The organism is Streptomyces sp. NPDC044061, from assembly GCF_056434305.1.
The window spans coordinates 1-21651 of record NZ_JBWKFL010000083.1 but is presented as its reverse complement, the minus strand read 5'-3'; the positions used below and the strand labels follow the sequence as shown (position 1 = coordinate 21651).

Sequence of the window (21651 nt, the reverse complement as noted above, 5' to 3'; positions counted from 1 at the left end):
CGCGCCGTCTCCTCCGGAGACATGACGCGCCGTCACTACGTGACGGAGAGTTGCACCGCCGCTCCGCGACGGTTTGTAACGCCGCTCCGCGACGTTACAGGCTGGCTAATGGGATAGACGCAGGCTATCGCTGGCCGTTACATATTTTGTGGAGTGGAGGCATCGCTGGCGTCCAGGCTTGGCTTGGTGCTCTACCATGACCTGCGCTTTTAACTCTTGGCGAGCTCAACTGCTGTGGAGGCGAGGTGGAGCTGACTTGCGTTGAATGCGCGCCGAGCGCCTTCCAACCCTATGTACCCATTAGGTAACGCTCTCAATGTCGGTACATAACTATGTACCTGCTACTCTTCGTGTTGGGATCGTGTTGGGATTGTGGTCTGGACCTCTTGTGGAACACTCGATGCCTGAAAGCTGCCACTCACCCAAGAGGTGGCGTAACAAGGTGTTGGGTATTTGTGCCGATTATCTCCGAATCGTATTCTCCAAATGGACGGATTGTTGTGTCGCGAGACGCGGAATGCCAGGGCCTAATTCGGAGGCTCGTTTTTCTTGTTCTCGGTTTCTTTGGTCGGTTCTCGGGAGATGTATGTGGGAGCTAGTGGGAGGCCGGCAGGGCCTTTGTGTCTTCCGCCAGTTTCGTCGCCGTGGTACACCCCAACGGTGCTTTCGAGCAGTCTGGCGTCGGCATGAGACGGAACTTGTCACACCATCACCATCGCCATCAGCCCTCGCACCTGACCGCGCTCGCGTCCCGGACGCGTTGCCAGCGCCCCGGCACGGTTGTACGGGCCGTCGTGCCCAGTGCCACAGCCCCCACCCGACACGCTGCTGTGCACTAGGCCGTCCAGACCCCGAGGCGGCCGCGCTCTTTATCACTCTCCTCGCCGAGGCCGCCTACGCTGACCTGGGCCGGAAGGGTGGCCGCGCTGCCCGGGCAAAGTTTTGGATGGGCTGGTACCCGTCCTGGGGGTGCGCGATGAACAAGGCACACGGACAAGTGCGGTCAAGGAACAGGGCGGTGGGAAGGGTGGTGGTTGGCGTGAGAATGACTTGGCCCTTCGTCACTCATGCCAGTAACAAGTGAGACCACCCGTCAGCGGATGGCGCAGCTTCCTGCGGCACGAAAGCCGGCGGTTGTCCCCGCCCGTCCGGCCTCACAAACAGGAGCCGGGAGCCCGCGCCGATGCGAGTAGAGCGGTCGAGGAATACGTCCGCATGACGGGTGAAGACCCCGCCATGTGGACATCGGCGACACCGCGCAGGACGGCAGCCCCGGCCCCGATGGCCGTGGGCCACCCCGCCGACCGCCATGCGAAGACAGACACCAAGCCTCATCCCGACCCCCGTCCGCCGAAGGCAGGCCCCGGATGGCCGGGCTGGGAGCACCACCTCGGCGAACCGGCGGCTGCACGTGACGGCGGTCGAGAACGACCAGGTCCGACGGGCACCTGCCGTCCTTCGTGTCGTCGCCCCCTTCCGGGGCTTGTTCGCCTTGCCCCTCATGGACTGTGCAACGAGCGTGCTCTGGACCGTTGGCGCACCTGCTTCGCGCTGTGCCAAGCCGGTGGTGATCACAGGACGGGCCTGAGGAGCGCGAGCGCCGGACATCGGGGCAGCGCCCCTGGTGGCCGGTGGGCGGTCACTCACCGTAGCGGTCGGATGCGTCGGGGCGCAGGGGCCTGTCGCGTATGGCGGAGGGCCTGATCTTCCAGCTCTTCATCCGGGCGAAGACGTGCTCGACGCGGGCGCGGACCTTGCGGTGGGAGGCGTTGTGTTCCTCTTTCCAGGCAGGAGGTTCGGCCTGGCCGCGCTCGTGGCGGTGTGGGATGACCAGACCGGTGTCTCGGTAGCCGCCGTCCGCGATCATGGTCGTCTTGCCGACGGCGGCGTCCTTTGCTTCGGACAGTTCCCACGCCTTGCAGTCGTTGCGGTTGCCGGGCAGCGGCCGGCCGACGGCGACGACGAGGGAGGTATCGGCGGTCGATGAGGACCTGGTGATTGGTGGAGTACTGGTAGTTCTTCGACTGCTCGGCGAAGCTGTGGTCGCTGGTGGGCGCCAGGTTTCCGTCCACGATCAGTACGGTGCCCCTGCGGAACCGCTTGCGCTGAGCGCGACAGACGGCCCGAGGTGGTCGATGATGCGGTTCGCGGCCGACTTGGACACCCCGAGCGGAGGCGCGAGTTGGCGAAGGGTGAGGTTGGTGCGCCAGTACGCGGCGACCACAGGACCCGGTCCTCGAGCGGCAGGCTCCAGGGTCGGCCCTTGCGGACCGAATCAGCTCCTTCACGCCGCAGCGCGGTGATCAGCTTGCCGAACTGTCGCGGGTTCAGCCCGGCAAACGGGGCTATCCAGGACCGCTCCGACGCCGTGATTACACCCGCCACATCATGATCATCTCATCCGTGATCGGCAGTTACGGACAACCCTTTAGCCTGCACTGACGGAGTTCAAAGGCACGAACAGTGCGTTTTGCGACCCCCACTACCTGCCTCAGATAGGTGAAGCTTCAACTGGCCGTCTCCCGGATCCGCTGGCCGAGGTTAGGAAGTGCACGAGCCGCTGATAGTTCGTACGATTTTATTAGGGAGATTTATGTAATCGGGTGGTGGTTTCCGTGGCTGATGACTTCGATGGCCCAACGCTGGCGGCGGCGATCGCCCAGGTGCGGCGGGAACTAGCGGAAGCCCTTGTAGAAGGTGAGGGCCAGGCTGTGCGCTTCGGTATGGCAGGGGTGGAGCTGGAGTTCCTGGTAGAAGCGCGGAGGGTGGCTGGCGGCGATGCAGGGGTGCGGTTCCATGTCGTGTCGCTCGGGGGGAAGGCGGAATTTCAGCAAGCGGAGGCGAACCACGTGAAGGTCTCGCTTCAGCCAGTCGGCCAGGACGGGCAGCCCCTGAAGGTTTCCGCCGAGGTGGGGCGCCGACCCGATGTGCGTCAGGGCGATGCACAGTCGACCAGCATCGATGACGAAGGAACGAACATGACTGCTAGCGGGGCGAGCCGACCTGACAGGAGGCCATAGCGCGCCGCCGCGTAGTAGTTGCCGGAGAGGTGAGCGGGATGGGTCGGGTCCCCGAGCGACTGGTGGAGGTATGGGCCTCACCGAACGGGAACGTCGGCTGCTCGGGCTCCGGGTGGGTGGTGGGCGATCGGGGAATACTTACGGCCTGGCACGTAATCCGAGAATTCGAAGATCTTCAAGAATTCGGAGAGTTGGGCGGGATACTCCAATCACGGTTGGCGACCGCTGAGGGAACCGAGGATTGGTTCGACTGCACGGTGCGATGGTCGGATCGCATACTCGATGTGGCCTTGCTGGAAGTGGTTGACTCACACTGGCATGCACCGGAATGCTCATGCGAATTGGCGGATGTCGGCGATCACCCTCTGACTTGCGATGTGGTCGGGTTTCCGGAATCGGAAGTGCGCCCGGAAGGCGACCGGGACACCGAGCACGCCAGCGGACAGTTGTTGACAGCGAGCGGCGCGCGGAGCGGGCATGTCCCATTTGATGTCGCCTCCACCAGCCCCGGGAGCCCCGAGGGGTGGAAGGGCATGTCCGGCGCCTTGATCCGCGACCAGAGTGGCCGCTTGGTGGCACTGATCACGGATACACACAGGGATCGAGAGCGGCGGCGTTTGCTGGCCACCACCCTCGCCGACGTCATAGCCGCGCAAGGCTCCTCCGAGGCCTTCCGCGATGTGGGTCAAGAGCCGCAGCTGGCCGAGGCTTTGGCCAGACCCTTCGCTACGCCGCAAAGTCCACACTTCGATGTTTCGGGCCGCCGCGCTACGACTATCCCCGAGGCCCTGCCCAACGGTTTCAGTGACTGGCCCCACTCCGACGACCTCTTCAAAGGCCATAGGGACAAACTAGAGTCGGCCCGTCGCCGCTTCGGCCAGCGCAAAGTCATCCCGGTGCACGGACCGCGTTACGCCGGGAAAGAGGCCTTCGTCCGCGAACTGCTGGCGACGCCCAAAGTGATGCACTCTTCGCCGGAAGGAAAACCCTGGCTGCTTCTGGAGATGACCGTCACCAACGCCAGCGCCGAGTCCCCCGTCCTGGAAGCTTTGGCCTGCGCGCTCGATGTCCGTCTCCAGGACGTGAATCCGAACAACGAGGTCGACGATGGCGACCCCCGCCCCGGAATGATCATTGACCGTCTACGCGAGCACGCTCGGGGGCGCACTCTGCTCATGGTCATCAACTGCGCGCGGCTGGGCTACAACTCCAGCCAGATCCGCAACGAGCTCGATCAATTGCTCGCCCACCCCTATTTCCGGAACACGGCCGACATCATCATCTCCCGCGTCCCTCTCGGCGACGTTCGTGGCGACGGCCAACTCGACCCCCCGATAGACGTTCGGCTGCAGGAACTCCAGCACAAAGAGGCCGCCGATCTCCTGACCGCCCTCATGGCGCGCGAAGGTGTGACGGTGGACGGCGACAACGTCCTGAGCCGTATTCAGGACCGACGCCTGCGGCTGCCGGGCGTCCTCAGCGAAAGTGCCGCGAGCTACCTCACGCGCAACGAAGACGCCGGCGCGGTGCCCGATCCGGCGTCCTTGGCCACTGCTCTGCTGGAAGGCTCCATCCCCAGCGTGGCCAAGACCCTGCACGAACTCGGCTGCGGCCTCACTCCAACTCCGCAGTCTGACAGCGTCGATGCCACCCCCGAACCGCTCGCCACCCTCGCAGTCTGGGCCCTTGCTGACCAGATGCCTTTGCCCCGGCACGTCCTGAAGTCCTCCTCCGTCGGCCTTTCCCACCTCCTGTCGCGTCTGGAACATGCGCGCGTCCTTTCCGACACCGAAACGGGACACCTCGCCCTTGGGCAGGCCAGCCAACGGGCGCTGCGCTCCCTCCTCATTGCGGCGCTGAACCGCGGCGAGGACATGCACGACGACCCACTCACTCCGCCCGTTCTCAACCCCGAGTACCTCGACCGTCTCTTCCCTGCTGAGCTAAATCCCCAAGAACTGGACCGACGCCTCTGCGTAGCGGCGCGTCCACTGCTGCTCATCGCCGAAAGGGCACTCGACGCCGACGATGAAAACGCGGACCCAGCATTCCGGTACAGGCTCCGCTCGGTCCTCGGGTGGATCGAGGACGACGGCCGCCAGAGGCTCCCAAAGTTGCACGAGACCATCCGCCCTCTCGTCCTCGGACCGGCTGGCGACGCTCCCTACCTTCCAACATCTCGGGATGATCTCGAGCATCCTCCCGTTGCACTGTCCGCTTCCGGGCCTCTGTCCGACGCCTCCGCCGTTGAAGAACCTCCACTGGCTGCGCTTTACCGCCTCTACCACGCCGTGGCGTCCGTCATCCTGGCTGCCCGCGCCGAAGGCGTGGCCGCGGAGACCGGCGCAGGCTTCGTTGCTGCCGCAGAAGAATTCTCTGCCGTCCTCGGCGACTGCGATCCTGATGAGGTTCCCCATACCTTGCTGCGCTCGGTGGATGCCTCGCTGGCCCTCACTGGCACACGGCTCGGCCTGCGGGTGCGGCTGCTCGACGCCCGTCGCTCCGCTGCCGACGTAGTGCTCGCTGGTGCACGCCGACCGGGAACCGGCCAAGCCAGCCGCATCACACTCGCCGTGTCCTGGCTGCTCAACACGGCCGACGCTCTGGTCGACGCGGACCGGCTCGACGACGCCCGAGACCTCGTCCGGGAGGCGGATGAGTTGGTGGCCAACGACCTCCCATGGGACGGCACGCCGCGCAGCGACCACACTCGGCTTCAGCTCGACAGCCGTATTGCACGCGTACGTAGCCGTACGCTGCCTGACTCTGCGGAGAGCCGCAGAGAGCTGGTCAGCGTGGTGCGCAACGCCGCGTCCGGTCTGAAGCTCGCGCATGAACAGGGCGAACCACTATCTCTCTGGTCCATGCGACTGTTCGAGTCGGCCATACTGCTTCTCCAAGAGAGTTCCACCGATGAAGAACTGTTGGAAACCCGCTCTCTCGTCCTGGAGGCGTTGGACCACAGTTGGGGCAGCAGACACTCCTGGCCGCTGAACATCTGCGTCTCCGCGGCACGCCTCATGCGGAAGCTCCACGCCCGGTGCGACGACCCGGCCCTGAAGCAGAGAGGCGCCAAGGAAGCCGTAGAACTGCTGGAGCACCTCCCGGAAGCGACTCCCAGGCCCGCGCCCAAACCGGAGGGCGCGCCCTCCCCGGATAACCAGAACGCGGCCAAGGTCCTGAGCTCTTTGGCCCAGGCGTATGGGTTCCTCGCTCACGCAGTCCGCGAGAACCAGGGCATCGGTCGGGCCCGCGCCCGCCTGGAGAAGGCCGAAGAATACGCTCGTGCTGCGGTGACGCTCGCCCCATCCACCTTCTCGTACCAGGTCTGGCTCCGGCAGGTTCTAGACATCCGGCGGTTCGCGCCACGTACCGATACCGCGAGCGCGAAGGCGGAAACCCGACGGCGGGCCTGCATCAAGACGGTCCGCAACTGGCTAGCAATGAGCAATACGCGGTCTCACGCTCACGCCCTACTTGATCTCAACTGCCTCGAATCAGACTGGAGTGAGCAAGGTAGTCTGCGCGGCGCCGCCCAGCAGCCCGGCGAGGACTTCCTACGGCTGCCAGCAGAGAAACAACAGGACCGTATCGAACCGCTCTACCGCGAACGCCAGTCGAAGCTCAATGCACACCGGTACCGCTACGGCCCCTCAATCGAACTATGCATCCTGGAAACGCGGCTGGAGCGTGAGTACCGGCGCTGGACAGGCATTATCGACTTCAAGCAGGCCAGACAGAACCAGAGGAACGGGTTCGGCCCGGGCCCCCAGACCAAGGCACCTCAGGTCGACAACACCCCCATCTTCACGATCTTCAGCCAAGCCACTGATCTGTGGCCCGGCGAAGCGCGGCTGATCGCCGCCGAGGCCGCGTTCCACCGCTACGTCTGGGATTATGACGAGGCCATCACCCTCTACGAGTACCTGGCTCGCACCGCGCCCAACGGCGAGATTCGGCGCTTCGCCCGGCTGTCTGCCGCAGAGGCACTACTGGCCGATGTGGAACACACCTCCTCCGATAAACGCCAGGACTGGTATCGACAGCTCATCCAGGCACACGAGCACCTCAATGCCGTCCTCCGTAATAGCGGCCGTGTCGGTCTGGCCGTTATCCTCCGCGAACGGACCGCGATCCGCCTTGGACAGCCCGTGGACTGGGAAGCCATCGACTCCGTCTTTGAGACAATCGTTGGCGATGACTACGCCGGGGCCGTCGGGCGCTTTCTGGACCGTCGGCGACACGGGCAGGACGCCGGCCCGCACCGGGTCAGTGACCAGGTACGCATCACACATCGGGGCCTGGCTGAATCACCGGAACAGCAGGAGCTCCGCGAAATGTTCGACAATCCCGCAACCGTCCGTGCCATGCCCCAGGGTACCCCTGCGACAGCGGATGCCTATATACACGACGAGGACGACGAGGACTTGGATCAGGGGAATTCTGACCTTCTCGGGGAGCTACTACTTACGGACTTCACCAGCGTGCCGCTGCTGAATGGCCTCGGAAAGCTTTACCTGGACAGGATTGACGAACTGATCAGTAAACAACGGGCTTTCCAGGAAGCCGAGCCGGAGCCAAATTCCAGCATTGCGATGGAAGCGGCAGATCAGGCCCGACATGCCTACGACTGCTTTGACGCTTGCCGCGTCCTGCAAGAGGCACACGGCAATGAATCCATCGTGACGAAATTCGAACGTGGCCGCGCCATCACACTCGCTGCGAAATACCTTCGACGTTCGAATCCATTCCCCTTCCCCTGGCTCCATGAAACGCGGCCGCTGATCAAACAGGCGAACAGTCTCCTGACAACAGCCCGGGACAACAGCGTCGGTGGATTTAACGCCGTCTGCGCCCGATGGCTGTGGGAGAACCGTAATGTGCAGACACAGCTCGGCCTCATAAGACCTCGTAATCCTTGACGGCCAACCGTACGCGGACCATCTGAAGTTCCAAGGGGTGTGTCATGTAAGTTCGACCGCGTAGGAGGCCCGGGAAACCCCATCCATCGGTGCCTTCGCCGATGTCCGCCACGATGACGTCGTCGACCGCAAGACCCCAAGTGGTGTCAAAACTCGGCGATGTTGCTCGCCGCCAACACCACGTGCTCTCGTCCCTGAGAGACAACCAGTGTCAGATCCCACATACAAAGCCACATGGCTCTTCGTCACTCATGCCAGCCACGAGTGAGCACCGCCCGTCAGTGTCAACGACAAGGTCACCGCGCCTGCGCAACTGACGCTCAGACGACGACGTTCAACTAGCGCTTCCCCGCAGACCATCAGTCTTGCGGGGCGCCGAGCGCCGCTTGGGGCCGGTCAGACAGGCTGCGGGCGGTCGTGTTAGGCGCCGATGCCGATGTAGGAGACGTAGGTGTAGGCGCCCCAGTCGGAGTCGAGTTCGGCGATGATGTCGTCCCAGAGGTCTTCCAGGGTGTTCAGGTCGCTGGCGACGAGGGCGTCGACGGCGTCGTCCCAGATGTAGCGGACCTGCCGGTGCTGGATCCTCAGGTTGTCGCGGCGGCGTGGCTCGTCGACGGCTGCCTGGTTGACGGGGTGGATCTCGATGCGGGTGCCTCGGCCGTTGCGGTTGAGGTGTTGCTTGAGGGCGCCGGGGTTGGTGAGCACGTTGTGGGCTCGCAGGTTCCAGTAGGCGGTGTCGATCGCTTCGAGGTTGGCCGGGCGCGGGCGCTGGGTGCCGCGGGTCCAGGCGCGGATCGTGGCGGGGGTGGCATGGATGCCGGCGTCGGCCAGGGCCTGGGGGCCGCCTTTGGTGGTGGTGAGGTAGCGCATGCGGGCCTTCAGGCCGCGGCGGGTGCCGACCGGGGATTTGATTCCGCCGTCGATGATCAGGCGTTCGAGGGCGTCTTCGAGGGCGCGGGCGAGGGCGATTTTGCCGTGGACGTTTCCGGGGTCGCGGTCCGCGCCGTAGTTGCCGAAGTTCTTCCAGCCGTCGGTCGACATCTATCGGGCGCTCTTCCTCGGCAGGGGGTATTGGTCTTTTTGTTTCATCTGAGTGGTGAGGCGGCCTTCGGTGAATACCGTGCGCCAGTCGCCGGCGACGTGGAGTTCGTCGGTGCCGCGGACGCGGACGACGGTCAGGCCGTTGCTGTGGGCTCGATGGGATTTATACCAGAGGTTAGCGAATGCCTGGGAGCGGATGATGTGCATCCAGTCGGGTCGGCGGATGTCGCGGTTTGCGCTTGATTCTCCGATGGTGGAGGTGAATTTTGAATACATGGCTTTGATGTATTCGACGGTCACCGTGTCGTCGGCTTTGAGGGCGTTGGTGCGGGATTCGGTCAGGACGCGGCGGAATTTTTCCAGGAGGCCTTCGCTGGCGCCGGATGTCCAGCGCTCGGTGATGTGCGGGGCTTCACACAGGCCGAGGCGGGCGCAGCGGATCAGGAGGCGGATGGTGGCGTCGTCGAGGAGGACGGGGCCGTCTTCGCGACGGTTGCCGATCGGGTCGGGCAGGTGGGAGTGGTGCCAGGTGGGGCGGGCGGGGAGGCGGTAGATGCCGGAGCGCTTGGGGTCGAAACCTCCATTGGGGTCGTGGATCAGGGCACCGATGGGCAAGTGGGTCTTGAAGGCGGACAGGAAGCTAGCGTTGGTGTCGAGAGCGTTGACGGTGATAGGCGGGTTGGTGCCGTTTTGTAGGGCTTCCATGAGATGGGTGTTGGTCCAGTTGTGGCGGCCTTCCCAGATTTCGTCGGCGCCGTCCTTGGTTTTCTTTCGGAGGAATTCGAGGGTTTCCGGGTAGACGGTGTGCTCGTAATTTCCGCCCACGCGGGTTGCTTCGAACAGAGCCATTGCGTTCGGTACGGCCTTTTTCACCAGGGCTTCGGTTGCAGCGGTGATGTCACCGTCGTGGTCGTGGAGGGCTTCGTCGACGGCGTGAGTGATCATGCCGGTGAAGTAGCTGTAGTCCCGGTTTGCGTAGCTGCCCCCGGGCGGGGGCGGTGCGGCGGGGCGGCGGGGCGATGGCCTGCGTGGGGCGGCGGTGTGGGCTGTCGGGGCGGGCTCGGTGGGGTCCGGGGATGGGCTGGGAGGGGCTTGGAGAGGCGCCTGCTGGGTCTGTGAGGGGGTGTGCAGGCTCGCGGCCGGGGGCGGCGCTGGGGCGGTGGGGCTGGCGGAGGGGGTGGCCGGGTCGGTGATGCGGGCGTGGGCAAGGTCGGCGTGGAGAGTGAGGGTGGCCTGCGGGCCGAGGTCGCGTTCGGTGACGGTGGCGTGGATCTGGTCGGCGTCGCGGGTCAGGATGATGGTGATGTCGAGGCTGAGCACGGCGACCAGCTGGGGGTCGTCGGTGTCGACGGCGGCGAGGACAGGGAGCTCGTGGGTGCGGGCCAGGTGGGCCAGGGCCTGGGCGGCGTCCGTGATCTGGGCCGGGCCGGACAGCGGCAGCCGGGGGTCCTCGGCGGTCTGCAGGCGGTCGACCACGACGAGGGCCAGGCCGGGCAGGTCCGGGACGCTCTCGGCGATCGCGTCGGTGGTCAGGTCGGTGCCGTCGTCGATGTACAGCGGGGCTTGGGCCAGGTGGTGGTGGAGGGCTGCGGTGTCGTCCTGTTCGGTGGGGGTGAGGCGGCCGGCTCGCAGGCGGCGGTAGTCGACGGGCAGGTGCGCGGCGACGATTCGTGCGGCGATGTCGGCACGGGTCAGTCCGGAGGCGGCGTACAGGACGGGCTGGTGCTGCTCGAGGGCACTGGTGCGTGCGACGGCAGTGGCGATCAGGCTGGACCCGGCGCCTGGGACGGCGGCGACAAGATAGAAGCGGCCGGGCTGGAGGCCGCCGAGGATGTCGTCCAGGGCGCGGATGCCCGTCGGCAGGCCCACCAGAGGTGTGGGTGTGGCGGCCTCACCGGTGCGGGCGGCGGTGGGAAGGACGGTGTCCAGGGCTTGCGCGAGCGGGGCCAGCCGTCGCGGGGTGTGCGGCGCAGTGATAGCTGGCAGGCCGCTGGCCGGGACGGTGGCCTCGTGGCCGGGACCGGGCGTCGCCGGAGCGGGGGCTGGCAGGCTCGGCTCGGACGGGTTCGAGGGAGGTGCGGGGAGGACGGTCGGCGGTGTGACCGGGTGCTGGAGTGCTGGCGTGCTGGGCGGGGGGGTGGCAGGGATAGGAGCGGCAGCAGTCGGCGAGCCGGTGGGGGCGGTCGGTGTGGCGGGAGTGCCGGGTGAGGCAAGGCGTGTATCAGCAGGCGTGCCTTGGGCTGCCGGCGCCGGTTCCAGCTGTTCTGAGGGCGGGGTGGGTGCAGCGGCCGCTTCGGTCGGGGCAGTTGTCGGCGCGGGGGCGAGATCTTTGGCGGCCTCAGCTTCGGCCTCGGCTGCCGTGGTCGGAAGGGGGTTCTGTACTGCCTGCTCGCCCGTGGGGGGTGCGGTGGAGTCCGGGGCTGCTGTTGCAGCCGGAGCTGCCGTGTCGGGTGCGGGCTCGGCTTGAGGCGTGGGGGGGGTGGGGGTGCCGTCCGCGGCTGCGGGGAGCAGTACGGCGACGGGGGTCTTGTGGCGGCACAGCACCTGAGGGTGGCCCTCGGCGCCGTACTGAATCAGATCCCCCAGCTTCTTGCGGGCATCCGCGAAGCTGTGGGTGGTGGCTTGGGTGAGGTCCCAGCCCAGTTCGGTTGCGTGGGCGAGGGCGGTGAGCAGTGCACGGTGCGGGCCGCGAGCCAGGGGTGTGGGTTGCCCTTCGATGGCGGCGTCGATCATCTGTCGGAGTTTGCTGCGGGCCTCGTGCAGCGTCGCTGGGCCGGTGCGCGCCAGGGCGTGTGGCGTTTCCACGTCAGGGGCGGTGGAGGTTGTTCCCGGCTCGTCCAACATGCCCTCAACCGACTCGGGTTGACTGTCCTCGCCATGTCGGCGGCCAGCGTCTTCGGAGGCTGTCGTGGCCGCTGCGGACAGGGTGGGAGGCATCGGGAAACTCAGGGGCCAGTTGCCCGCCCAGCGCGGAGCCGGGTCGGACGGCTCCGTCGAGGCCGCGGCGGGGTTGTCCGGCACGGCCGCGCCGGAAGACGCCTCACCGGCGGTGTGGGATGAACGCGAGGAAGACACCCGGGGACTCCAGACAGCAGAAGCAGCAAGCGGGTTGGCGATGGGAAGGTCAGGCGCAGTCGGCCGCCCAGCGGGTGCGGAGCCACCGCGCCACCAACAATGTAACGCTACCGCCCAGTCTAGCTGACGGTACATAACATTGGCCAGAATGTGTAACGCCAGGGTCGGAGTGACGGTCGGCGCGAGAATGACATGGCCTTTCGCCACTCATGTCAGCAACGGCGGGTAAGCGCAGACCGTCAGTGTCAGCGCGACCTGGTCGCCGCGCCTGCGCCACTGACGCTCAGACAACGAAGTTCAGCTGACATTCCCCCGCAGACCATCAGCGGAGCAGTGTGCGAGAGGGCCGCCGGCCGCCGCCGCGCCCTGCTGGTCCCACGATTGGATGTGCCGTTGTACGAGGTCCGCAGGTATGGCAGCCTCGCGCGCGCTCAGAGATGACTCCCCCTGCACCGGCTGCTACCCGCGTCGTGCACCTTGATCGGTTGATTCTAGGACCACTACGCTGACGGCAGTTACTGTGTGTGGTGCAGCGGGAACACTCGGCTGAACGCCAATAGTCGGGGCTGCCTGCCGGAAGTGGGGGTTGCCGGGTTGGATGGCTCCATAGCCGTGGCAGCGGGCGTCCCGCCTATCTATTTTGGGGTGCACGAGGTCCGTACGGGAAGTGCGGACGGTGCGCGAGCAGACTTCGAGAAGATGCTCGCTCAGCTTGCCAGCGCCACCACTCCGAACGTTCGCATGATCGCGGCTAACCCGGGTGACTGGGGCATCGACGCCTTCGCCGGCGACCTCGGGGGCGCCATCACGGTCTGGCAGTCCAAGTACTTCATGCCTATCACCACGACCAAACAGTCGCGGCAGATCCGTGAGTCGCTCGCAAATGGGCTGAAGGCAGCAGCGGCAAACGGTCACACCATCGCGATCTGGATCCTGTGTATCCCCTCCAGCATGGACGGTCCTGCAGCGAAGTGGTGGGACCGGTGGAAGAAGGAGCAGGAGAGGGAGCACAACATCGTCATCGAGCTGTGGGATGAGACCGCGCTCGTGAAGAAGCTCCAAAGCCCCGAGGGCGACCAGGTGCGTCGCGCCTACTACGAACCCTTCACGCCGGCGCCTGCCGCACCCGTCCAGGAGCAGCTTCGGCTGGTTATGGACGTGGAGGATGACAAGGCGGCAGAGCTCGACTCGGCTCTGTTCGTGCGGCAGATGATGGAGGCCGGCCACGTCGAGCTGGACTCCGCCAAGCAGCAGTTCTTCAACGCCGATCTGGTCGCACGGGAGATCGCGCACAAGGCTGTGCCTGCAGAGGTGGCTGCGCTGCGGTCTGCTGATGCCACCCTGCACGGCGTGTGGGAGATGCAGTTCAACGAGTGCTCTGCCGAGGATGCCATCAAGGCTCTCCATGGGCGGGTCTGGCGCGAGGTGCGCAGCGAGCACGACAAGCTGCCGAAAGTGCTGCGTCTTGAGTTGGTGCACAGCTGGGGGTTGGTCCACCGGCTGGTCGACAACCGTCGGGCTGGCTGGGTCAAGCACTGGCGGCGGATCGCGAGCAGTCATCCCGACGGCTGAAGTCTCACGAGCGCCTGCCCCTGCTAGACAACTGATGAGGAGCCTGTCGTGGAAGCACACCGGCCGGTAGTGATGCCGGAGGACGAGGTGCCCTTTCGGCTCGCTCAGCTGCTGCTGCTCCTTGCCGCTGTTACCGAGCAGGACGCGAGCGGTGCGAGCTTGGAGCGCATCGGCTACTACGACTTCCTGTCCGCGAACCCCTTCCTCGTGGTCCCCTCCGAGGGACGAGAGGCCAGCCTCCTGCGGCTGGCCGGGTTCGACCCTCAAGTGTTGGCGTACGCCTCTTCGTCGCAACGGTTCACCAGTCGTCGAGAACGCATCCAGCACGATCTCGCGCTCCTGGTCGCATATGGGTGCTGCCAGGTCGATAACCGCGATGGCGCTCTCGCTTACTCGATCACGGCGGCTGGGAAGGACCTCGGCGGGCAATTCACAGCCACCTACGCCACCTCGTTCCGTACAGCGGCCAGCATCGTCGTACGTCGTCTCCGAAAGCTCAGCGACAAGGGGCTGCGGGAGCAGACCGCGCGGTGGCTTCGGCCAGACGGACACGGCGGTCCCGCGGCTGCCCTCATGAGTGTCCTGGGCCCGGGCCCCCGCGTGCCTGCAACGTCCTGGGAGGGATGATCGTCATGGAGCCGCTTCCCGGCATCCGGATCCGACGCCTGCGGCTGGCAGGGATCGACCGGTCCTATGACGTCGATTTCACGATCGAACAGCAGGTGCGGAGCCTGTCCGTGATCGCCGGGGCGTTCAGCTCGGGCAAGACCGCGGTGCTCGAGTTCATTGCGTACGGGCTCGGTGCCAAGCGGCACCCCCGTCATCAAGAGGTACTGCGAAGGGTCCGCTCCTGCCTCTTGGAGGTTGAGCTTTCCGGTGAACCGCATGTGATCGAGCGGTCGGTGGGCGAGCCCTCGAAGGTCGCCTTCGTACGTCGCGGAACCCTGGACAGTCGGCCCGCGGCTAAAGGCGAGAGCAGGCCGATCGATCCGGCCGGCGCACCAGAGAGCCTGTCGGCTCTCCTGCTGAGCCACTGCAAGCTCGAAGGTGTCCAGCTGCGGGAAGCCCCTACCAGCCGTGAGTCCCGCACGGATCCGCTCAGCTTCCGTGACCTGATGTGGTTGGCGTTCCTGCCCAACGAACGCGTCGCGGATAAAAACTTCCTCTTCGAGAACGACTACATGCGCAAGCACAAGCTGCGGCAGGTAGTCGACGTCGTCTTCGGCGTCCACGACGACCGTGCTGTCGAGCTCGGCCAGCGGATCCGAGAACTTGGCGGCCGGCTCACCCAGGCCAAGGCCGAACTCGCAGCAGCGCGTTCCTTTGTCCAGGAACAAGCCCCCACCGCCGTCACCCACGGCGAGGCCGTCTCGTCGCCCCTCACATACGAGCAGGAGCTGGCTGACATCACCTCCCAGCTCCAGGCCCTCGACCAAGCAGCTCAGGCAGGGACAGCATTTGCTGCCCAACTACGTCGCGAGCACCAGCAGGCCGCACGCAACTCCCGCCGGGCGGCCTCGGTGCTTCGGGACTGCGAGACACAGATCGCGCGCCTTATGCCGCTGCGAGCGCAGTACGCGGACGATCTGCTCAAGCTCGGCATGCTGGGCGAGGCCCAGCAGCTCTTCGACCCTCTAAGCGTCACCACCTGCCCGGCCTGCCTGAATCGTCTGCCGACCCCGCCGACCGCCGCTGACGGGCAGTGCAGCATGTGTAGCCACGACCTGCCCGATGCTGACGGGGCACTAACCCTGGGGACCGCGGACACCAGCAGCCAAGCCGAGGGCAACCGCGTCAATGTCGCGGCCGAGATCCGATCGACCAAGGCCCGTCTGAAAGAGATCACCAACTACATCGAGGACCTGGACGAGGCACTGGCCACGCTCAAACTACAGGCCGAAGAGGCGGCCGTTGTTGAGGAGCAGGCGGCCGCCGCGCTGGACGAAGCAACGTCGCCCTCGGTATCGCCCTTCCTTGTCGCCCGCGACGACCTCCACCGTCGGCGAGAGCAGGTACTCCGCCTCATCGACCAGGCTGAAAGCACCGCAAGGCTCCAGGAGGGACTCGCCAAGCGCGCCGCCGTGGTGGAGCGGCACGAGGCGCAGATTGCCCGCTTGAAGGAGGAACTCGACCAGCTCGGTGATGCGACGTACGACCGTGACCGGATCATCGCCCAGGTGAGCAGTCGCTACGGCGACCTCCTGCGTGCGTGGCGCTACCCCAAGCTCAGCCAGCCCTTCATCAAGCCCGACCTCACACCGTTCGTCCGCGGGGAGCCCTACCAGGAAGCGTCCTCTGGCGCCCGCACGCTCCTGACCTTGGCCTGGCAGCTGGCTGTCTTCGAGATCGCCGTCGAAACCGGCGCCGCGCACCCTGGCTTCCTCATGATCGACAGCCCACAGAAGAACCTCGGCCACGGCGTCGGCACCCTCGATGCTCTGATCGCCGATGCCGTCGCCATCGACGACTTCTACCACCACCTCTCCGTCTGGCTGGCAGACCGAGGCACCAAGGCGCAGCTCATCATCGTCGACAACAGCCCGCCGCTACTCGCGGAAGGCAGCGTGGTGGCCCGCTACAGCCGCAACGAGGACCAGCCCCCCTACGGGCTGATCGAGGACGAGACCAGCGCAGAACCAGAAGAGGCCAGCCAGTAGAACTCCACGCCACTGCAGTGACCTTGGCCCGTCCGGACGCTCCATTCCGGCTGGGGGTCATGAGCAACCCCAAGAGCAGCACGCCAAGCTCACGCCGACAAGCTCCAGGCGCTGGCCACCCTCCGACTGGCTTGGACGGCGTAGGCACGCACAAGAACGAGTGGCGGGCCGGGACGCTGCTGCCCTGGGCCCGGTGCGCTGTTCACCCGCGGCTAGAGATGCGTGAATCCCTCCACCGGCAGACCGGACACCCTCCTCGCCCCTGAGTAACTGCTGAAAGCCGCACGCGCACGACGCTGTTGCAGCATAGGCAGCGGGCAGTCCACGGGGCGTGGAAGCCGCGGTAAGGCTCAGTCGGATCGAGGCCTGCACCACGCAGCAGTTGAGTGCCTCGCTCTGGGGAAAGGCGTCCTCCGGTACCCCCAGAGAAGCTCATTTCCAGACGGGCCATGGCTTGGCTGGCCAGTTCGATTTCCTTTCGGTGGTGCCGCCGGGCCCGTGAGAGGGCCCGTTCCCAGAGCTGGCGCTGAGGGAGAGGTACCTCGCAGCCGATCAAGAAGGCGTGAAGTTTGTCCTTAGAGCTCGGTACGGTTGTGCGGTTCAGGATGCGGTGGAGAGTAGAGGCGGACAGCGGCGTGCACTCGAAGGTGTGCTGGCGAGCACGCTTGTGCATGAGCCGGACGCTCGGTGCCCCGTTTCTCGCGTGCAGGCCCACCAAGGCACTGCTTAGGTCCGCGAGGCTGCTGACCAGATGCGGAGGGAGCGCCGGGGGAAGGGCCCCTCGCGCTACTCGCTGCTTTTCGCGATAGGCCGCTTCCCACAGGCGATCGACCTGATCGACGTCGAGTCCGCAGGCGTGTGCGTACGCGCGGGCTACTTCCCGGCGTGGCAGGCGCTGACCGGACGCCGCCCGCTGCAGTGTCGTGGCGCTATAGTCCCCGGCCCGGCTGGCGAGCTTCGAGTAGGTCAGCCTTCTACGACGGCGTCCCTCTCGGAGGTAGGCCGCCAGCTCCACCAGGGGACTCTTCATACCGAGGGGCTTTTCTGGACGTGCCATGGCGTCGCTCTTTCAGCGCTGGGTTCCGGAAGTCAGCAGGGCCCGTGCTGCCCGGCTGAGACCGCGCAGGGGGCTCACACTGGCGGCCGTGATGAGACCCACTGCGAGTAGTCCCGCCCCCGACAGGAGCTGAAGGATCCGGGTGACCGGCGTTCCGATGAGCGCGAGGGCGCCGGCAACGACGAGGACGGTCACGATGACGGCAGCTTCGCCGCCTCCGAGCCGCCTGGTGGTGGAAGGGGTGCGCGCGACGCATGCGAGGTGACGCTCAGACACAAAACTGCTCCGTGGTTCGGACGTCCGGCGGCACAGGCCGCAGGGCGTCGGTGGGGATACTCCTGGCTCAAGTAAGCTTTTTGCTCAGTGCAGTTGGCCCTGCAGTGAGCGGACAGCATCGTCCCATCCCCACGGGCCGCCCCGGGCGGATCAGCAGAATTGATGCGCCTCTGCCCCGGGCTCTGATAGACGCCCCAAGCGGCCGACTTCTCGGTCTACTGGGGTGGGACACCCTGCATCAACCCCTGACCGGCCACATCATCCGAGCAAGCACACAGAGCCAAAAATGCGCCCCTTCACAGCAGGCAAGTTCATCTCATTTCGTCCCGTCGCTTCTTGTCGCCCAAGTTGCTTCCTGCGACGATGCGCAGCGCACCGACATGTCGGTGCGCTCCCGGGAAGCTCCTGGCTCAACAGGCTCAACAGGGAGAACCGGCAGTCTCACGTTGGCCCGTGACCCTGCCCACGAAGAGCCGGTACCGCCCCAGCGGCGGACTGGCTCTTCTTGGTGGGACGTCATCGCCAATCGGGCGGGTCCCAGCCACGTCGCTACCCTGGTGGCCGGCTCGGCGGTCGGAACCTGGGGATCTCACGGTGTTCACAGGCATCGACAAGGATGTCGCGGACGCCAGCAGCTGTTGCCGTTGCAGCGGAAGTGGGCATGAGATCAGTCAGCAAGGCGCACGTGCCGCGGCCAGCTCTGGCCGCGGTGGAGGCCATCGCCCTCGATGAGGCTGACCGCGAGCGTCGTCCGGTCGTGGCAGCGCCCCTCCCTGTTCGAGCAACACATCGAAGCTGGCCTGCCCGGACAGGGAAGCGAGCAAGGGCAACAGTTGGTGTCCCACAGACCCCTTGCCATTACATTCAGTCGATGGATTCCACTGAGCACATCCTGGCCCTGATCCGCAGAGCTCTGGACGAGTTCGATGATCACCCGCTGCAGGTATCGGTCCGACGTGCTGTGCGAATAGCCAGCCTCATCGGTGACTCACACGCCGCTGTACGGCTCGGGCTCGACTTGCAGACCCGCGGTGGTGACCCGGGCCAGAATCGCGGTGACATGCAGCGACTGATGGCGGACCCGTCACTCTGGGGAGACCGTGAAGGTACGAGCCCTGACGTCTCAGCCATGCGCGAGTACCTGAGAGACCGCGCGAAGAGCGACGGGTCGGACATGGTGCTGGCCCACTCACTCGCCGACATCGAATACCTCACCGAGCAGTTGCCCAGCACGAACAGTGCCGCCGGCTTCAACGCGGACATGGCCCTTCGCCAGATTCAGGACCGAGCACGGCTGCGCACCTTCTCCTACCTGGTGGCTTGGGAGCGGCGCTTCGGTTACGCGTCCGTGAATGAATCGATCTTCGGCAGCTACAAGTCTGAGGTCGACAAGATGCTGGCCGAGGGTGTCCCCGACCTAGTGGAGAAGTTCACCGCCGTCTACCGGCGCATGAACGAGGCCGCTGCCCGTACACCGGAGGGGCCCGCGGCCGAGGAACTCTCGCAGGCTCTCACCACGTGTCGCCGTATCCTGGAGGCGGTCGTCGACCACGTCCTGCCAGCACAGGACGAGCCCAGCGAGTCCGGACACAAACTCGATCAGCCCGCCTACCGCAACCGCCTCTTCGAGTTCATCAAGCGAGCGAACAACAGCAAGTCCGCCGCCAAGGTAACCGTTGCCCTGGGTAAGGGTCTCCATGAGCGGTTTACTGCTATCGACGAGCTGACCAGCAAAGGCGTCCACGCCTCTGTGGCCCTCCAAGCGGCGAACCTCTGCGCGCTGAACACCTACGTCCTGTGCGGAGAGATCCTGCTCCTCAAGCAGCAGGTCGACAGCAGCGCCGTAGCGGCCGACCCCATGCCGCGGGACTCCGCAGACACCGCAACAGGTGACGCAGGATAGGAAGTGGCGTCAGTTCTCTCCGGCCACCGTGGCGGTGATCCAGTCGGCGGCTTCGGCGTTGGTCATGGTTGCGAACCCTCCTGAGCTGACGACGATTCCCGACCGCGGCACCTACAGCCTCGGCCCAGCCCCCGCAGGGGAGTAGCACCGTCCACCGCACCACGCCATGGCCTCACGCCCCCACACCGCGGGGCCTACCCACGCCCACCAAAACTGGCCAAAAACGATCTACTCCCCGGTCCCCGGGCAGCCTCATTTTCCCGGTCGCCGAGGCCGTCGACGACGTCCTGCTCGTCGACAAGACGGCCTTCGATGTGTTTGGGCAGCGCCCTCCCACGCGCATCCACGACGGGATCCGGCGCCTGTTGGAACACACCTGAGCACCTCAATACGCAGATTACCGAGGCCACCAGGGCCCAACTGCATCTCCTGCCGGATGCCGGCGGCGCGCGTCCAGGGCCTGCAGGCTTTCGCTGTGCCAGTCGGATGGGCCGCAGTTCGTTCGAGTACTGGCGCCACCTGTGGGACAACCGCAAGACCGACATCGCGGTGATCTTCGCCGGCGGCGGCAACTGCTACAAGGTCCTCAAGCGTGAACCGATGCTGGCCTCGCGGATCTTCATCTGGCAGAAGTTCACGCGCATGCCCGAGGCTGAAGTCGTCGGCACGCTGCCTGCATTCCATTCCCTGTGGACCGGGGCGCTTGGCCCGGCCGGCGGCCTCGAGGAGGTCCGCCTTGCGCTGCTCGTGCCAAACGCAAGGTCACCACACGCTCGAAGGCCGTCGAAGCGGCGGTGGAGGCCACCTCGTCAACTGGGTGTACAGCAAGCTGCGCGGCATGTAGCAGTGGGCCGCGGTGCGCGGCGCCCCGGCGAGCGCGGGCCGCCGCGCACCACCTCGCGGGCCGTACAGACCGGCCTGGCGCCTCCAGGCCTTGGGCGGTGTGTCAGCGCGCGGCCATGAGAGGGTGGTGGCAGTGGCGTACAGCGACGTGACGATCGTGGTCGACGAGCGGGATGACCTGTTCTACACACGGGCGGCGCTACAGGCGCACCGTCCCGGGGAAGGCCGCATCACCATGCAGCCGACGCCTGCCAGCGGCAGCCCGGCCGCGCTGGCGCACGACATGCTGTATGCGCTGGGCAAGCGCTTGGCCCCCGGGACCAACTCCCCTGATCTGTGGCTGGACTCGGTGAACGCGGCGTGGCTCGCCGCGGCTGCCTGGGGTGTCGCGACCGGGGTGCGGCACGTTGTGGTCCCCCGGGCCCATCTGCTGACCATTCGCCGAATCGACCAACTGGTCGCTAGGCGTGAATTGACGGGAGCTCAGCTGACACTGCTGTGGCAGAAGCCGCCGCGCGGACTGCCGCCGGCGCTGGCCCGCGTGGAACGCCGTATCAGCACCCTGGACCAGTTCGAGGCGCTCCTCACCGAGCCGGGACCGATACCCGCACGCCCGTCCTTCCCTCCCGCTCCCCCGGCGAAGATGCTCGCCGAAGCCCGGCATCTGCGCGCGCACGCCGGACGTCTGCCCCGGCTCGACCTGTCCCTGCTCGCTGGCGCCCTCGTCCCTTGAGCTGGGGTGCCGCCCGCTGCGCGCCACAGGCACGGCACAGCTAAGGCCACCGTTCGCGTCAGGCACCGCCGCCCACGGCCAGAGGGCGACGGGGGACGGGGCAGACGCTGACCTTGCTGCGCCGGGTCATGTCACTGCCAGATCCGCAGCCCAGCACGCCACGGGTGCTGGGTATGGATGATTTCGCCACCCGGCACGGACAGTCGTACGCCACTGCGATCACGGACGGTAAACGCCATCGTCCGACCGATGTCCTGCCCGGACATGAAGCGGGACCGCTCGCCGCGTGGCTCACCGCGCATCCCCGCGTGGAGATCATCTGCCAGGGCCGGGCAGGCGCCCACGCCGAGGGGCCCGGCTCGGTGCCCCTGACGCATGGGCGCAGCCGGACTGTGACGGGTTCGGCATGCGTGATGCACAGCAGTGTGCCCAGGCCCCGACGTGATTCCTGCACGGTGGACTCTGGTGCGCAATTCCTGGGTCAGCCTGCGAGTTGGTAGCTGAGCCGGGTGAGGCGGCTGGTGCGGGTGCGGTCGAGCGGGTGTCCGCTCC

At 66.1% G+C, this 21651-nt stretch carries 12 protein-coding genes and 1 pseudogene; 8 read left to right on the top strand and 5 right to left on the bottom strand.

What is annotated here, in order from left to right; genetic code table 11:
• Window positions 1–1639: 1639 nt before the first annotated feature.
• Window positions 1640–2385 (bottom strand): annotated as a pseudogene (locus AC07CM_RS48135) (transposase).
• 230 nt (window positions 2386–2615) lie between these two features.
• Here AC07CM_RS48135 and AC07CM_RS48130 point away from each other — a divergent pair.
• Window positions 2616–3020 (top strand): trypco2 family protein, encoded by a 405-nt coding sequence (locus AC07CM_RS48130; RefSeq protein WP_478882923.1) that lies wholly within the window; start codon window positions 2616–2618, stop codon window positions 3018–3020.
• Window positions 3021–3058: 38 nt separating this feature from the next.
• Window positions 3059–7942, top strand: coding sequence for a S1 family peptidase (locus AC07CM_RS48125; protein WP_478882922.1), 4884 nt, complete (start codon window positions 3059–3061; stop codon window positions 7940–7942).
• Between the two features lie 420 nt (window positions 7943–8362).
• Here AC07CM_RS48125 and AC07CM_RS48120 read toward each other — a convergent pair whose 3' ends face one another.
• Both AC07CM_RS48120 and AC07CM_RS48115 read right to left on the bottom strand, forming a co-directional pair.
• Window positions 8363–8983: a hypothetical protein gene (locus AC07CM_RS48120; RefSeq protein WP_478882921.1), complete on the bottom strand. Its 621-nt coding sequence runs from the start codon at window positions 8981–8983 to the stop codon at window positions 8363–8365.
• A complete protein-coding gene (locus AC07CM_RS48115; RefSeq protein WP_478882920.1) occupies window positions 8984–11716 on the bottom strand; it encodes a DnaB-like helicase C-terminal domain-containing protein in 2733 nt (910 codons plus the stop codon).
• A gap of 1041 nt (window positions 11717–12757) precedes the next feature.
• On the opposite strand from AC07CM_RS48115, the gene AC07CM_RS48110 reads away from it, so the two are divergent.
• From AC07CM_RS48110 to AC07CM_RS48100, 3 genes are read left to right on the top strand one after another with little or no spacing between them, the layout of a single operon-like run.
• The gene (locus tag AC07CM_RS48110) at window positions 12758–13630 is read left to right on the top strand and encodes a serine/threonine protein kinase (RefSeq protein WP_478882919.1); all 873 of its coding nucleotides are present in this window, start codon (window positions 12758–12760) and stop codon (window positions 13628–13630) included.
• Between the two features lie 48 nt (window positions 13631–13678).
• Window positions 13679–14257 (top strand): ABC-three component system middle component 2, encoded by a 579-nt coding sequence (locus AC07CM_RS48105; RefSeq protein ID WP_478882918.1) that lies wholly within the window; start codon window positions 13679–13681, stop codon window positions 14255–14257.
• Window positions 14254–16287 (top strand): DNA recombination protein RecN, encoded by a 2034-nt coding sequence (locus AC07CM_RS48100; RefSeq protein ID WP_478882917.1) that lies wholly within the window; start codon window positions 14254–14256, stop codon window positions 16285–16287. Before AC07CM_RS48105 ends, AC07CM_RS48100 begins: the two co-directional genes overlap by 4 nt.
• Window positions 16288–16489: 202 nt before the next feature.
• On the opposite strand, the gene AC07CM_RS48095 is transcribed toward AC07CM_RS48100, so the two are convergent.
• Entirely contained in the window at window positions 16490–17317 is an 828-nt protein-coding gene (locus AC07CM_RS48095) for a helix-turn-helix domain-containing protein (RefSeq protein ID WP_478882924.1), read from the bottom strand.
• Window positions 17318–17356: 39 nt separating this feature from the next.
• Window positions 17357–17620: a hypothetical protein gene (locus AC07CM_RS48090; protein ID WP_478882916.1), complete on the bottom strand. Its 264-nt coding sequence runs from the start codon at window positions 17618–17620 to the stop codon at window positions 17357–17359.
• 871 nt (window positions 17621–18491) lie between these two features.
• On the opposite strand from AC07CM_RS48090, the gene AC07CM_RS48085 reads away from it, so the two are divergent.
• From AC07CM_RS48085 to AC07CM_RS48075, 3 genes are all read left to right on the top strand, one after another.
• Window positions 18492–19523 (top strand): hypothetical protein, encoded by a 1032-nt coding sequence (locus tag AC07CM_RS48085; protein WP_478882915.1) that lies wholly within the window; start codon window positions 18492–18494, stop codon window positions 19521–19523.
• A 486-nt stretch (window positions 19524–20009) separates the two neighbouring features.
• A complete protein-coding gene (locus AC07CM_RS48080) occupies window positions 20010–20486 on the top strand; it encodes a hypothetical protein (RefSeq protein WP_478882914.1) in 477 nt (158 codons plus the stop codon).
• A gap of 13 nt (window positions 20487–20499) precedes the next feature.
• Entirely contained in the window at window positions 20500–21099 is a 600-nt protein-coding gene (locus AC07CM_RS48075) for a hypothetical protein (RefSeq protein WP_478882913.1), read from the top strand.
• Window positions 21100–21651: the final 552 nt, after the last annotated feature.